The sequence below is a fragment of the Streptomyces sp. McG3 genome, assembly GCF_018619185.1.
Lineage (GTDB): Bacteria > Actinomycetota > Actinomycetes > Streptomycetales > Streptomycetaceae > Streptomyces.
In genome coordinates this window covers 1-13,047 of record NZ_JAAXYC010000227.1, presented here as the reverse complement: position 1 = coordinate 13,047, position 13,047 = coordinate 1, and the positions used below count along the sequence as shown (strand labels likewise).

The window sequence follows — 13,047 nt, the reverse complement described above, 5'->3', positions numbered from 1 at the left end:
GTGCGGGGCGGGCGGGAGGCTCGGCCCATGAAGAAAATCGTCGAGACGATCGGGTTCCTCGTCTTCGCCCAGGGCGCCGGCGGGCTGCTGTACGAGTGGACGGGCTGGTTCCGGCTGTGGACGGTGGTGCGGCGGATCGACTTCCTCAGCGACCGGGGGCTGTTCGTCAACATCGTGCTGATCGTGGCGGGGGCGGCCGTGATGATCGCCGCGGACTCGATCAAGTCCTGACGCGGCGATCAGACCCCGACAACGTCGATCACGTCCTGACGCCGGCGATCACTCCCTGACCGCGCCTCGTCGGCCCCACGCGGTACCCGCCAGGACGAGAACCGCCCCGGCGGCGCCGAGCAGCCCGAGCCGTTCCCCGCCGAGGCTGATGCCGACGGCGGCGGCCCACAGTGGTTCCGTACCGAGCAGCAGACTGACCCGGGACGGCGAGGTGCGGCGTACGGACCACATCTGCACGAAGAACGCGAACAGCGTGCAGAACACCGAGAGGAAGACCAGGCCCGCCCACTCCCGGACGCCGAAGTCCGCCGCCGCGCTCCACGGCGAGGCGCCGGTGCCGGGGGCGGCGGCGAGCACGGCGAAGACGGCTACCGCGGTCCCGAGCTGGACGGTGGTGAGGGAGAGCGAGTCGGCGTCCTGGACCGCCTTGATCCTGGCCATGGCCAGGACGTGGACGGTCCGGGCGAGGGCGGCGAGGAGCATCAGGAGGTCGCCGCCCGAGAGGCTCGTGAACCCGCCGCCCTGGGTCAGCAGGACCACTCCGGCCACGGAGAGCCCGGCCGCCGCGACGAATCCGGCCGACGGGCGCACGCGGGTCACGGCGGCCTCGGCCAACGGCGTGAAGATCATGGTGAGGCTGATGATCAGCCCGGCGTTGGTGGCGGAGGTGTGCACCACCCCGTACGTCTCCAGCAGGAAGATCCCGCTCAGCACGAGGCCCAGCAGTCCGGCGCCCCGCCACTGCGCACCGGTCAGCGCGCGCAGCCTGCGCCATCCGGTCGCCACGAGCACCGGCAGCACGATCGCGAAGCGCAGGACGAGGACGGCGATGACCGTGTGGGCGGTGGTGATGCCCTTGGCCGCGAGGTAGCTGGCGCCCCAGACGACGGCGACCGCCAGCACGGGCAGATCGGTGGCCCAGGCACGGCGCGGGGGTGCGAGGGTGGGCACGGCGACAGCGGACACCTGGATCTCCTGTGATCTCCACGGAACATGTTGTGGAGACCTCACCGGCTCGCACGCGGAGCGATCACGCTATCCGCTGGGCTCCTGAAAAAGGAACACCTGTCTCAACGCTCGGATCGTCCCGGGGCATCACCCGTGGTCAGCGGCGGTCGAGCCGTTCGGCCGGACGGCGCAGGGTCCTTCGGCCGCGCCGCCGCTCCCTAGACTGACGCCTCGATAACTCTGAGGCACGGAGTGGTCACATGACGTCGTTAAGAGCGGACGGGCGGGTCGAGCGGGGGAACCAGACCCGGCAGTTGATCCTGGGGCGGGCGGTGCAGATCGCCTCGGTCGAAGGGCTGGAGGGCCTGTCGCTGGGGCGGCTGGCCACCGAGCTCGGGCTGAGCAAGAGCGGGGTGTTCGCCCTCTTCGGCTCGAAGGAGGGACTCCAACTGGCCACCGTACGGGGGGCGGTGGCCATATACGTCGACCATGTGCTGCGCCCCACCCGGTCGGTGCCACCGGGGCTCGGGCGGGTCTGGCGGCTGTGCGAGGCGTGGATCGCGTACTCCCGCGAGCGGGTGTTCCGGGGCGGTTGCTTCTTCTACGCCGCCACGGCCGAGTTCGACGCCCGGGGCGGCCGGGTGCACGACGCCCTGGCGTCCGCGCAGACGGGCTGGGTCACCTTCGTGGAGCAGACGCTCGACGACGCCAGGTCCGCCGGGGAGCTGGCCGGGGACACCGACGTGTGCCAACTGGCCTTCGAGGTGATCGCCCTGCTGGAGCTGGCCAACGCCGAGTCGGTGCTCCAGAACAACAACCTGGGCTACGACAAGGCGGCGCGGGCCATCCTGATCCGGCTGCGGGCCGCGGCGACGGATCCCGCACTGCTGCCCGCACGGTAGGCGGGCCGGGCTGCCGAGCCCTGCGGCCGTGGGCGTCCGATACCCGCCGGTGCGCTGGGCCCGATGCGCGTTTGCTGAGGGATGTCGTCGGAGCGACGGCGTCCCTCAGCAAAGGAACCGGCCATGTCCAGCACCCTGTCCACCACCGCCCCCGCCACCGCGACCACCGTCCTCCCGGCCCGGGCCGCCCTGGTCACCGGGGGCAGCAGGGGCATCGGCGCCGCGATCGCGCTGCGGCTCGCCCAGGAGGGCACGGACGTCGCCGTCACCTATGTCCGCGACGAGGCGGCGGCCCGTGCGGTCGTCGCGAGGATCGAGGGCTTCGGCCGCCGGGGTGTCGCCCTGCGCTGCGACGCGGCGGACGCCGACGCGGGCGCCGACGCCGTGCACCGGGCGGCGGACGCGCTCGGCCGGCTGGACATCCTGGTCAACAACGCGGGCATCGGTGTGCTCGGCCCGATCTCCGGGCTCGCCGGGGCGGAGGTGGACCGGACGCTGGCGGTGAACGTGCGGGCGGTCTTCCTCGCCTGCCGGGCGGCGGCGGAACGGCTGGCCGACGGTGGCCGCATCGTCTCCGTGGGCTCCGCCCTGAGCCGGTACGCGGGCGGGCCCGGCTCCACCCTCTACGGGCTCAGCAAGTCCGCCCTGGCCGGGCTGACCAAGCCGCTCGCCCGGGAGCTGGGGCCGCGCGGCATCACGGTGAACCTGGTCCAGCCCGGGCCCGTGGACACCGATCTCAACCCGGCCGACGGGCCGTTCGCCGAGGGCCAGCGCACGGCGACCGCGCTGGGCCGCTTCGGCACGACGGAGGAGGTCGCCTCGCTCGTCGCGTACCTCGTGAGCGCGGAGGCGGGATTCATCACGGGCACGGAGCTCGTCGTGGACGGCGGCCACGCGGCCTGAGCTGGCCCCGGGCCTGAGCTGGCCCCGGCTCTGAACAACCGAACCGCCCGGCGCGCTCCTCCCGTCCGCCGACCGGCGTTCTCGCCCGCCCGCCGACCGGGTCGTTCGCCCGCCGCTTCCCCGGGGGCCGCTCCCCGGAGCACTCCCCCGTCGGCCCCGTCCGGCTGCCCCCGTCCCGGTCACGCCCCTACGCTGGCCGGGACGGGGGCAGCGACGGGAAGGACGGGACCAGCACATGTCCGGCACACCGGTTCAGGCGCTCAACGACGGCACGCGGATCCCCGCGGTGGGGCTCGGCACCTACCCGCTGGACGACGCGGCGGCCGAGGAAGCCGTCGCCGGGGCCCTGGAGCTCGGCTACCGGCTGATCGACACGGCCCTCAACTACGGCAACGAGACCGGCACCGGCCGGGGCATCGCCCGCAGCGGCGTCCCCCGCGAGGAGATCCGCCTCACCACGAAGGTGCCCGGACGGCACCACGGGTACGAGGAGACGCTCGCCTCGTTCGAGGAGTCGCGGGCCCGCCTGGGCGTCGAGTACGTCGACCTCTATCTGATCCACTGGCCGCTCCCCCGCCTCGACACGTACGTGGACACCTGGAAGGCCATGATCCGGCTCCGCGAGGACGGTCTCGTCCGCTCGATCGGCGTCTCCAACTTCACCGCCGCGCACCTGGAGCGGCTGGAGCGGGAGACGGGCGTGCTGCCCTCGGTGAACCAGATCGAGATGCACCCGCTGCTGCCGCAGGAGGAGCTGCGTGCGGTGCACGCGGCCAAGGGAATCGTCACGGAGAGCTGGAGTCCGCTGGCCCGGGGCCGTGAGGTGCTGGAGGATCCCTCGACCGTGGCGATCGCCGAGGACCACGGGGTGAGCCCCGGGCAGGTGGTGCTGCGCTGGCACACCCAGCTGGGCGCGGTCCCCATCCCGAAGTCGGCGGACCCGGGCCGGCAGCGCGAGAACCTCGATCTGTTCGGGTTCGAGCTGACGGCGCAGGAGCTGACCACGATCGCGTCCGGGCGGCAGCGGCGGTTCGGCGGCGACCCGGAGTCCCACGAGGAGTTCTAGAGCCTGCCGGTCAGCGGTGGCGGGGTGTGACCTCGGCCATCCGGGACCAGCCGGTGCCCTCCACCTCGACGTTGATGATCTCGGGGACCTCGGCCACCAGCTCCGACATCGTCGCGATCGCCGCCTCGAAGTGGTCGGAGTTCACGTGCGCCTCGCCCGCAGCCGCGTCGGCGAAGGCCTCCAGCAGGACGAACTGGTTGGGGTTCTCCACACTGTGCGACCAGTCGAAGAAGAGGTTGCCGGGCTCGCGGCGGGTGGCGGCGGTGAAGCCGTCCAGCCGGGTGAGCCACTCCTCGGGGTCGAGGGCGGTGAACTTGACGGCGATGAAGATCATGGGAGGGGGCTCCTGGTCGAGGCGTCGGAAAGTGCGGCTCGCGCGGCCTTCGGGGCCTGCTCACCGCACCTCGACCAGGGTGACACACCCTCACGTAACGGGACCGGCCGGGCGCACCGCGATCCCCCTGCGACCGCGGTGCGCCAGGTGCCGGGCGCGTTCGGGGATCAGCCGCCGAGCTCCCGGTGACGGGCGGCCAGGGCCCCGGCGCCCTCATCGGTGAGCGATCCGAACAGCCGGAGCCGGGAGATGCCGCCGTCCGGGTAGATGTCGATCCGTACGTGCGTGGCGCGGACGGTCCCGTCCAGGACGAAGCGGTGGTTGGTGTCGGGCTGGAGCCGGGTCCGGGGAAGGGCCTCCGTCCAGTCGCCTTCCTCGCCGTCCCGTACCGAGAGGCTCGCCCAGCCCGCGGAGTTGCCCTTGAGGTAGGCGGTGTCGATCTCGACGGCCCGGATCCCGGACTGCGCGGCGAGACGGTAGCTGATCCAGTCGTTGCCCTTGTCGCGCCGGCGGCGGGTCTCCCAGCCGTCGTCCATCTTCCGCGAGCGGCCCGGCTGGATGGTGTTGGTGGCCGGGGAGTAGAAGCGGTCGGAGGCGTCCTCGACCCGGCCGCCGTTCTCCAGGGCGGCCAGGTCGAACGTACCGAGCGCGCCGAGCCAGGCGGGGTCGGGGGCGACCTCTCCGTACACGCGCAGCCGGGCGATCCCGCCGTCCGGGTGCTGGTTGACCCGCAGGTGGGTGAAGCGCTGCTCGGCGTCGACGGCGAACCCGTTGGCCGCGTGGCCGCCGACCGCGGTACGGGGGACGAGCGTCGTCCACTTGACGTCGGGGGCGAGGAGGTCCTCGGGGGACGGGGAGCCGGGCAGCGCGACCGCCTCGACGGAGACCGCCTGCGGGTAGTTGCCGCGGAAGTGGGCGGTGTCCAGGACGATGCCCCGGATGACGCCGGGCGCGCCGAGCCGGACGAGCGCCCAGTCGTGGTCGTCGGCGGTGGGGTGCGGTTCGGCGGCGCTGACACCCCGTCGGCGGCGGGTCTCCCAGCCGTCCATGATCTTGCCCTTGTGCCCGAAGTGCTCCGGGTCGAAGACGGCGGGCCCGGGCTTGAGGAGGTTCTCGCGCTCGGCGAAGAACTCGTCGTTGGCGGCGATGACCCCCGCCCCGAGACGGCGGTCGGCCAGGTCGACGAGGTGGGTGAAGGGGAAGTCGGCGGTGCGGTGGTCGGCGTACGGGTCGCCGCCCGCGTAGGGGCTTGCGTCGCCGGTGAAGCGCGGTATCGCGGCGTCCGTCATGGTCAGGGGTTCCTTTCGGGCACGGTCGGGGGGCGCGTACGAGGAGGGGCGGCCGGTGCGCTCGTCAGTGGTCGCGTTCGAGGAGGCGGCCGGCGGGCTCGGCGAGGACGCCGTCGGAGGCGATGCGGACACCGCGCAGCCAACTGGAGCGGACCACGCCGTGCAGGGTCTTCCCGGCGTAGGCGGTGACCTGGTTGCGGTGGAAGAGCTCGGCGGGGTCGACGGTGAAGGTCGCGTCGGGGGCGAGTACCGCGAAGTCGGCGTCGCGTCCCGCCTCGATGGCGCCCTTGCGGTTCAGCCCGGCCAGCGCGGCGGGGGCGGCGGACATCCAGCGCGCCACGTCGTCGAGGGAGTGGCCGCGCTTGCGGGCCTCGGTCCAGATGGCGGGCAGGCCGAGCTGGAGGGAGGAGATGCCGCCCCAGGCGGAGGCGAAGTCCGGGGTCTTCAGGTCGGTGGTGCACGGCGAGTGGTCGCTGACGATGCAGTCGATGGTGCCGTCGGCGAGCCCGGCCCAGAGCGCGTCCTGGTTGGCGGCCTCGCGGATCGGCGGGCAGCACTTGAACTCCGTCGCCCCGTCGGGCACTTCCTCGGCGGTGAGGGTGAGGAAGTGCGGGCAGGACTCGACGGTGACGCGGACGCCCTCGCGCTTGGCGGCGGCGATCAGCGGCAGGGCGTCGCTGGAGGAGAGGTGCAGGACGTGGACGCGGGCGTTCAGCCGCTTGGCGTGGGCGATGAGCCCCTCGATCGCGGTGTTCTCGGCGTCCCGCGGCCGGGAGGCGAGGAAGTCAGCGTAGGCGGGTCCGGAGCGCTGCGGGGCCTCGGCCAGGTGGTGCGGGTCCTCGGCGTGCACGATGAGCAGCCCGCCGAATCCGGCGATCTCCGCCATGGAACGGGCCAGTTGCTCCTGGTCCAGCTCCGGGAACTCCTCGACGCCGGAGGGCGACAGGAAGCACTTGAAGCCGAAGACCCCGGCCTCGTACAGCGGGCGCAGGTCCTTGACGTTGGACGGGATCGCCCCGCCCCAGAAGCCGGTGTCGACGTGCGCCTTCGGGGCCGCGACCTGCTGCTTGATCCGCAGGTGCTCGACGGTGGTGGTCGGCGGGAGGGAGTTGAGGGGCATGTCCAGGAGCGTGGTGATCCCGCCCGCGGCGGCCGCGCGGGTGGCGGTGTAGAAGCCTTCCCACGCGGTGCGGCCGGGGTCGTTCACATGGACGTGGGTGTCGACCAGGCCGGGCAGCAGGACGTCGTCGCCGAAGTCCTCCAGACGGGCGCCCGCGGGCGCCCCGGTGTCGTACGGCAGGACCGCGTCGATCGTCCCGCCCGCGACGGCGACCGCCGCCGGCCGGGTCCCCTCGGGGGTGACGACGCGCGTCGAGCGCAGTATCAGGTTCACGTCCGGACCGGACACCTGTGCTCCTTCACTCCAGCAATGATCACAACAGGAATTCAACGAACTGTTGAAGCTTTCGATGGAGTCTTCACTCGGGAATCGCCCTCGTCAAGACCCCACCTTCCGCCACGGGGGCCCACCGGGCCACCCCTGCCACTCGACTGGAGGTTTCCACAAAGTAAAAGTCATATTTCGAACTGCGGAACGTAGCATAGGCCAGGAAAGGCGGCACCGAGCCGCCCGCACCGACCGTCGGCACCCGGACAAAACAGCCCCTGACCGGCACGGACGCCGACCGGTGAGCTGTGGGCCGATCGGGAACCGCCCGGTAGGCTGCTGCCTTGCCTTCCGCTTCGAAAGGACCGTTGACGTGCCGCCGTCCCACGCCAGCACAGCCGACTCCAAGCCCTCCGGTTCCAGCGGTGGGGTGCAGTCCCTTGAGCGCGCCTTCGATCTGCTGGAGCGGATGGCCGACGCCGGGGGCGAGGTGGGGCTGAGCGAGCTCTCCGCGAGCAGCGGTCTGCCCCTGCCGACCATCCACCGGCTGATGCGCACCCTGGTCGGCTGCGGATACGTGCGCCAGCAGCCCAACCGCCGCTACGCGCTGGGCCCCCGGCTGATCCGGCTCGGTGAGTCCGCCTCCCGGCTGCTGGGCACCTGGGCCCGCCCCTACCTCAGCCGGCTGGTGGAGGAGACCGGCGAGACGGCGAACATGGCGCTGCTGGACGGGGACGAGATCGTGTACGTCGCCCAGGTGCCGTCCAAGCACTCCATGCGGATGTTCACCGAGGTCGGCCGCCGGGTCCTGCCGCACTCCACCGGTGTGGGCAAGGCGCTCCTCGCGCACACCCCCGCCGACGAGGTCCGCGCGCTCCTGGCCCGTACCGGCATGCCGGCCGCCACGGAGAAGACCATCACCACCCCGGAGGGCTTCCTCGACGCCCTGGAGCTGGTGCGCCGCGCCGGGTACGCGGTGGACGACAACGAGCAGGAGATCGGGGTGCGGTGCCTCGCGGTCTCCGTGCCGAACTCGCCCACCTCGGCCGCGATCTCCATCTCGGGCCCGGCGGGGCGGGTGACGGAGGCGGCGACGGAGCGGATCGTGCCGATCCTCCAGCAGGTCGCGGGAGAGCTGTCCGACGCGCTGGCGAGCAACGGCACGAACGGCGGCTGAGACGGGGGCCCTGTTCTGCGGACCCCGCCGCTTCTCCGGGCCCCGCCGCCCCCGTCTCAGACCCCGGCCGGGACGGTCAGCCGCCCGTCGTCCATCGTCACCGTGCGGTCCATCCGCTCCAGGTGCGCCAGATCGTGCGTGACCAGCACCGTGGCGGTGGCGCGCTCCCGGGTCAGGGTGACCAGCAGGTCGAGCACGGCCGCGCCGCGCTCGTGGTCGAGCGCGCTGGTCGGCTCGTCGACGAGCAGGACCGCCGGCTCGTTCATCAGGGCCCGCGCGATGTTGATCCGCTGGCGCTGCCCGCCGGAGAGCTGGTGCGGCCGCCGGTCGGCGCGGTCGGCCAGACCGACCGCGTCCAGCAGCTCCAGGGCCCGGCGGCGGGCACCGCGGGCGGACCCCCCGGACAGGTGGCGCATGGCCTGGAGCTGTTCGGCGGCGGTCAGCGAGGGAAGCAGGTTGGGCTGCTGGAAGACGATGCCGATGTGCTCCCGGCGCAGGGCCGCCCGCCCGGCCCGGCCGAGGCCGGCCGTCGGCGTCCCGGCCACCACCACCTCCCCGGAGTCCGGGGTGACCAGGGTGGCGGCGGCCGCGAGGAGGCTCGACTTGCCCGAGCCGGACGGCCCGACGACCGCGGTGAGCGTGCCCGGGGGAACGTCCAGCGAGACCCGGTCCAGGGCGGTGAGCCGCCCCTCGCCGTCCGGGTAGGTGAGGGTGACGTCGGTCAGGGTGAGCGTCATCGGGCACTCCCGAGTGCGGTGAGCGGGTCGACGGCGGTGATCCGTCGGATGGACAGGGCGGCCCCGAGCGCGCCGAGGGCGATCATCACGGCGGCCGGGACGAGGACGGTCGCCGCGTCGAGGACGAACGGCACGGCTCCTCCGCCGATCAGGGCTCCGGCCCCGGCGGCCAGCGCGGTGCCCAGTCCCGTACCGAGGGCGAGCATCACCACGGCCTGTCCCAGCGCGTCGCGCAGGAGGTACGGGGTCGAGGCGCCGAGCGCCTTCAGCACGGCGACGTCGCCGCTGCGCTGGATCGTCCAGACGGTGAAGAACGCCCCGATGACGAGGGCGGAGATGGCGAAGAGGAAGCCGCGCATCAGTTGCAGCGAACCGTTCTCCGCCTGGTAGGAGCCGATGGCCGTGAGGGAGTCGTCGAGCGTGAGCGTGCTGGTGCCCGCCGCCGCGTCCCCCGCCGCGAGGTCGACGCCTCCGGTGGTGGTCAGGGCGATCACGGTCGCCTGTTCGGCGGGGCCGGCGCCGTCGTGGCCGATTCCCTGCCAGTCGTCGAGCGAGGTCCAGACGACGGGGGTGTGGCTGTACGAGGCGTCCGTGGCGACGGCGGCGACCTCGCGCTCGGTCCGGCCGAGCGCGATCCTGTCGCCCGCCGTGACGTCGAGCTCCTCGGCCGCCTTCCCGGAGAGCACGACCCGCCCCGGGCCGATCCCCTCCGGCCCGAGCGTGCCGTCCGGTTCGACGCCGAAGGCCGAGACGGCGGCGGTCCGCTCACCGGCGGCGGTGGCGTTCAGGGTGCGGATGCCGACCGGCTGGGCGGCCTCGACCCCGGGCCGTCCGGCCCAGGTCCGCCACTCGTCCTCCCGGACGGTCGAGTTGGCGAACGACTCCGCCTGCCCGTCGGGGGGCGCGGCGAAGGCCAGGTGGTCGGCGTCCAGACCGGTGACGGCCGAGATGTTCTCCCGGGCCAGGCCGGCGGTCAGCCCGGACAGCAGGCCCACGAGCAGCGTGATCAGCACCACGACCGAGCCCATGAGCGCGAACCGGCCCCTGGCGAAGCGAAGGTCTCTCCATGCGACGAACATGGCTCCAGCGTCGTGCGGCGCGGGCGGGAAAACATCGCGCGGCGGACGGGCCCGGGATCAACCTTTCGATTGACCGGGTCCGGGGAGCCCGCGGCTACGCTGGACGGACCATGGATTCGCGTTCGCACACCCACGTCACGGCAGCCCTGCGGCTCTGTCTGCACGCCCTGCTGATGGGGCTGCTGGCCCTGGTGGTCGTCCGCACGGCGAGCGAGGACGCACCGCACACCGCGGCGGTCGTGGTGGTGGCGGTGCTGATGGCAGCCCTGTACGCGGCGGGGCCGCTCGCCTCCTCCGTACAGCCGGGAAACCGGGCGGGGGCCGTGTGGCTGGCGGGTCTCGGCGCCCTGTGGGCCGCGCTGCTGGTCCTGTCGCCGGACGCCCTGTGGGTGGCCTTCCCGCTCTACTTCCTCCAGCTCCACATCCTGCCGATGCGGTGGGCGCTGCCCGCCGTCGTGGTCACCGCGGGCGCCGCGATCACCGGCTTCGTCGTGCACCGGCAGGAGATCGAGCCCGGCGCGTTCATCGGGCCGCTGATCGGCGCGGCCGTCGCCGTCGCCACCGTCCTCGGGTACGACGCGCTCTTCCGGGAGAGCGAACGGCGGCGCGAACTGATCGTGGAGCTGGTCGCCACCCGTGCGGACCTGGCCGAGGCGGAACGCACGGCCGGGACCCTCGCCGAGCGCGAGCGCCTCGCCCGGGAGATCCACGACACGCTGGCCCAGGGCCTGTCCAGCATCCAGCTGCTGCTGCGCGCCGCCGAGCGCTCGCTGCCCGAGGACACACCCGCCGCCGCGCATGTGCGGGCCGCCCGCGAGGCCGCGCAGGCGAATCTCGCCGAGGCCCGTTCGTTCGTCCGCGCGCTGACGCCGCCGGACCTGGAGCACGGTTCGCTGGCCGCCGCGCTGGAGCGGCTCTGCGCCCGTACGACCGCACCGGACCTGACCGTGCGGTTCGCGGTGAGCGGCACCCCGGTGGAGCTGCCGACGCCGTACGAGGTGGCGCTGCTGCGGACCGCGCAGTCGGCGCTGGCCAACACGGTGCGCCATGCGCGGGCCGGGCGGGCGGAGATCACCCTGAGCTTCATGGACACCTCGGTGGCGCTGGACGTCGTGGACGACGGGCAGGGCTTTGACCCGTCGGGGGCGCCGGTCCACGAGCGCGGCGACGGCGGCTTCGGGCTGCCGGCGATGCGGGCGCGCGCCGGGTCGCTCGGCGGTGCGCTGAGCGTGGAGTCGGCTCCCGGACAGGGCACGGCGGTGGCGGTCACGCTGCCGCTGCCCGTGACGGAAGCGGAGCGTGCGGCATGAGCGGGGACGCGATCCGGCTGCTGCTGGCGGACGACCATCCGGTCGTCCGGGCGGGGCTGCGCGCGGTCCTGGACACCGAGCCGGACTTCCGGGTCGCCGGTGAGGCCGCCACCGCGGAGGAGGCCGTCGCCCTGGCGGCCGTCGGCGGCTTCGACGTGGTCCTGATGGACCTCCAGTTCGGTGCGGGCATGCACGGCTCGGAGGCGACGGCGACGATCACCGCCGCAGCGGAGGGTCCCCGGGTCCTGATCCTGACCACCTACGACTCCGACGCGGACATCCTGGCGGCGGTCGAGGCGGGGGCGAGCGGCTATCTGCTCAAGGACGCGCCGCCGCAGGAGCTGGCGGCGGCGGTGCGCACGGCGGCGGCGGGCCGCTCCGCGCTCGCGCCCTCGGTGGCGCACCGGCTGATGGACCGGATGCGGACGCCGGCCGAGGCGCTGACCCGGCGGGAGCTGGAGGTGCTCCAGCTGGTCGGGGAGGGCCTGTCGAACCTGCGGATCAGCAAGCGGCTGTTCCTGAGCCAGGCGACGGTGAAGTCCCACCTGGTGCACATCTACGCCAAGCTGGGCGTCGACTCCCGTACGTCGGCGGTCGCGGCGGCCACGGCCCGCAGGCTCATCCGCCGCTGAAGCCGGACTCGCGCGCCGTGGGTCAGCGGCGCGGGGGCTCCCCGAAGAGGTCGACCGCGTTGCGCACCTCGCGCAGGGCCGCGGCCACCGCGCTCACCGAGCCGATGGCCCCCGCGATCAGCAGCAGGGAGCGGCGCATGCGGGGGATCTCCGGCACGCCGCTGACGGCCATCGCGTCCAGGGCCGCCAGCTCGTCCTCGGCGATCGGCCGGTCGGGGAAATCGGTGCGGAGCCCGGCCAGTTCGCGGCGGAGCCGGGAGACGGCCATCCGCAGCTCGGCCACCCTCGGGTCCTCGTCGCTGCCGGTCAGCTGCTTCTGCCCCACGCTTCGCAACACAGCACTCCCCCTCGCACGTCCGTGTGCCGGTGTGACCCCCGAACCCGGGCTGTGGCCAAGTCCCCGGGTGTGTCCGCAAGTTAACGCCATGACAGGCAGTGCGCGCCAGCCCACGGAAAGAAATCAGGGTTACCCCTGAGGGTGACATGCGTGTCGCGTGTGCGAAGCCCTCGGTGGTATCCAGGCCCCATGGGTACGGACACGCCTACGGGCACGGCTACGGAGAGGACCGCGGACATGGCTTCCGCCGCGAAGAACCCCGAGGTCGCGGGGGTACTGCTGGCCGCCGGAGGGGGCCGCCGGCTCGGCGGCCGCCCGAAGGCGCTGCTGGAGCACCGGGGCCGCCCGCTGATCGAGCACGCGGTGCGCTCGCTGCGCGACGGCGGCTGCGGCCCGCTGCACGTAGTGCTGGGAGCGGCGGCGGACGAGGTGCGGGCCCGCGCGGATCTCGCGGGCTGCGCGGTGACGGTGAACCCGGACTGGGAGGAGGGCATGGGCTCCTCGCTCCGGCTGGGCATGGCCGCCCTGGACACGACGGACGCGGACGCGGCGCTCGTCCTTCTGGTCGATCAGCCCGGGATCGGGGCGGAGGCGGTGGCGCGGGTGCGTCTCGCGTACCGCTCGCGGGCGAGTCTGGCGGCCGCCTCGTACGGCGGGGAGCGGGGCCATCCGGTGCTGTTCGGGGCGGACCGGTGGGCGGACATCGCGGTGGGGG

At 73.4% G+C, this 13,047-nt stretch carries 15 protein-coding genes; 8 read left to right on the top strand and 7 right to left on the bottom strand.

Annotated features, from left to right (window positions below; all coding sequences use genetic code 11):
* Positions 1-27: 27 nt before the first annotated feature.
* Positions 28-231 (top strand): hypothetical protein, encoded by a 204-nt coding sequence (locus tag HET64_RS28165; protein WP_018961410.1) that lies wholly within the window; start codon positions 28-30, stop codon positions 229-231.
* A 48-nt stretch (positions 232-279) separates the two neighbouring features.
* On the opposite strand, the gene HET64_RS28160 is transcribed toward HET64_RS28165, so the two are convergent.
* Entirely contained in the window at positions 280-1,197 is a 918-nt protein-coding gene (locus HET64_RS28160; RefSeq protein ID WP_215109969.1) for a DMT family transporter, read from the bottom strand.
* A 242-nt stretch (positions 1,198-1,439) separates the two neighbouring features.
* Here HET64_RS28160 and HET64_RS28155 point away from each other — a divergent pair, with 242 nt between their 5' ends.
* The 3 genes from HET64_RS28155 to HET64_RS28145 all read left to right on the top strand — a co-directional run bounded on the left by HET64_RS28155 (position 1,440) and on the right by HET64_RS28145 (position 4,050).
* Positions 1,440-2,081 carry a TetR/AcrR family transcriptional regulator gene (locus HET64_RS28155; RefSeq protein WP_215109968.1) on the top strand — a complete coding sequence of 214 codons (642 nt, stop codon included), beginning with the start codon at positions 1,440-1,442 and terminating at the stop codon, positions 2,079-2,081.
* A gap of 123 nt (positions 2,082-2,204) precedes the next feature.
* Complete coding sequence (locus tag HET64_RS28150; RefSeq protein WP_215109967.1) at positions 2,205-2,984, top strand: SDR family NAD(P)-dependent oxidoreductase; 780 nt, start codon at positions 2,205-2,207, stop codon at positions 2,982-2,984.
* 235 nt (positions 2,985-3,219) lie between these two features.
* Complete coding sequence (locus HET64_RS28145) at positions 3,220-4,050, top strand: aldo/keto reductase (protein ID WP_215109966.1); 831 nt, start codon at positions 3,220-3,222, stop codon at positions 4,048-4,050.
* Between the two features lie 10 nt (positions 4,051-4,060).
* Here HET64_RS28145 and HET64_RS28140 read toward each other — a convergent pair whose 3' ends face one another.
* The 3 genes from HET64_RS28140 to allB all read right to left on the bottom strand — a co-directional run bounded on the left by HET64_RS28140 (position 4,061) and on the right by allB (position 7,081).
* Positions 4,061-4,384 (bottom strand): putative quinol monooxygenase, encoded by a 324-nt coding sequence (locus HET64_RS28140; RefSeq protein WP_215109965.1) that lies wholly within the window; start codon positions 4,382-4,384, stop codon positions 4,061-4,063.
* A 167-nt stretch (positions 4,385-4,551) separates the two neighbouring features.
* Positions 4,552-5,673, bottom strand: a complete 1,122-nt coding sequence (gene alc, locus HET64_RS28135; protein ID WP_215109964.1) for an allantoicase — start codon at positions 5,671-5,673, stop codon at positions 4,552-4,554.
* Between the two features lie 64 nt (positions 5,674-5,737).
* Positions 5,738-7,081 carry an allantoinase AllB gene (gene allB, locus HET64_RS28130; protein ID WP_215109963.1) on the bottom strand — a complete coding sequence of 448 codons (1,344 nt, stop codon included), beginning with the start codon at positions 7,079-7,081 and terminating at the stop codon, positions 5,738-5,740.
* A 352-nt stretch (positions 7,082-7,433) separates the two neighbouring features.
* On the opposite strand from allB, the gene HET64_RS28125 reads away from it, so the two are divergent.
* Entirely contained in the window at positions 7,434-8,237 is an 804-nt protein-coding gene (locus tag HET64_RS28125; RefSeq protein WP_215109962.1) for an IclR family transcriptional regulator, read from the top strand.
* Between the two features lie 56 nt (positions 8,238-8,293).
* On the opposite strand, the gene HET64_RS28120 is transcribed toward HET64_RS28125, so the two are convergent.
* Together HET64_RS28120 and HET64_RS28115 are read right to left on the bottom strand one after the other, a co-directional pair.
* Complete coding sequence (locus HET64_RS28120) at positions 8,294-8,974, bottom strand: ABC transporter ATP-binding protein (RefSeq protein ID WP_215109961.1); 681 nt, start codon at positions 8,972-8,974, stop codon at positions 8,294-8,296.
* Positions 8,971-10,053, bottom strand: a complete 1,083-nt coding sequence (locus HET64_RS28115) for an ABC transporter permease (RefSeq protein WP_215109960.1) — start codon at positions 10,051-10,053, stop codon at positions 8,971-8,973. The genes HET64_RS28120 and HET64_RS28115 overlap by 4 nt, the downstream gene beginning before the upstream one ends.
* A gap of 110 nt (positions 10,054-10,163) precedes the next feature.
* Here HET64_RS28115 and HET64_RS28110 point away from each other — a divergent pair, with 110 nt between their 5' ends.
* Both HET64_RS28110 and HET64_RS28105 read left to right on the top strand, forming a co-directional pair.
* Positions 10,164-11,363 (top strand): sensor histidine kinase, encoded by a 1,200-nt coding sequence (locus HET64_RS28110; RefSeq protein WP_215109959.1) that lies wholly within the window; start codon positions 10,164-10,166, stop codon positions 11,361-11,363.
* The gene (locus HET64_RS28105; RefSeq protein ID WP_215109958.1) at positions 11,360-11,995 is read left to right on the top strand and encodes a response regulator transcription factor; all 636 of its coding nucleotides are present in this window, start codon (positions 11,360-11,362) and stop codon (positions 11,993-11,995) included. The genes HET64_RS28110 and HET64_RS28105 overlap by 4 nt, the downstream gene beginning before the upstream one ends.
* A gap of 22 nt (positions 11,996-12,017) precedes the next feature.
* On the opposite strand, the gene HET64_RS28100 is transcribed toward HET64_RS28105, so the two are convergent.
* Complete coding sequence (locus HET64_RS28100; RefSeq protein ID WP_215109957.1) at positions 12,018-12,320, bottom strand: DUF5955 family protein; 303 nt, start codon at positions 12,318-12,320, stop codon at positions 12,018-12,020.
* A gap of 249 nt (positions 12,321-12,569) precedes the next feature.
* On the opposite strand from HET64_RS28100, the gene HET64_RS28095 reads away from it, so the two are divergent.
* Positions 12,570-13,047: NTP transferase domain-containing protein (locus HET64_RS28095; RefSeq protein ID WP_215109956.1), on the top strand; the 478-nt coding region annotated here is incomplete at its 3' end.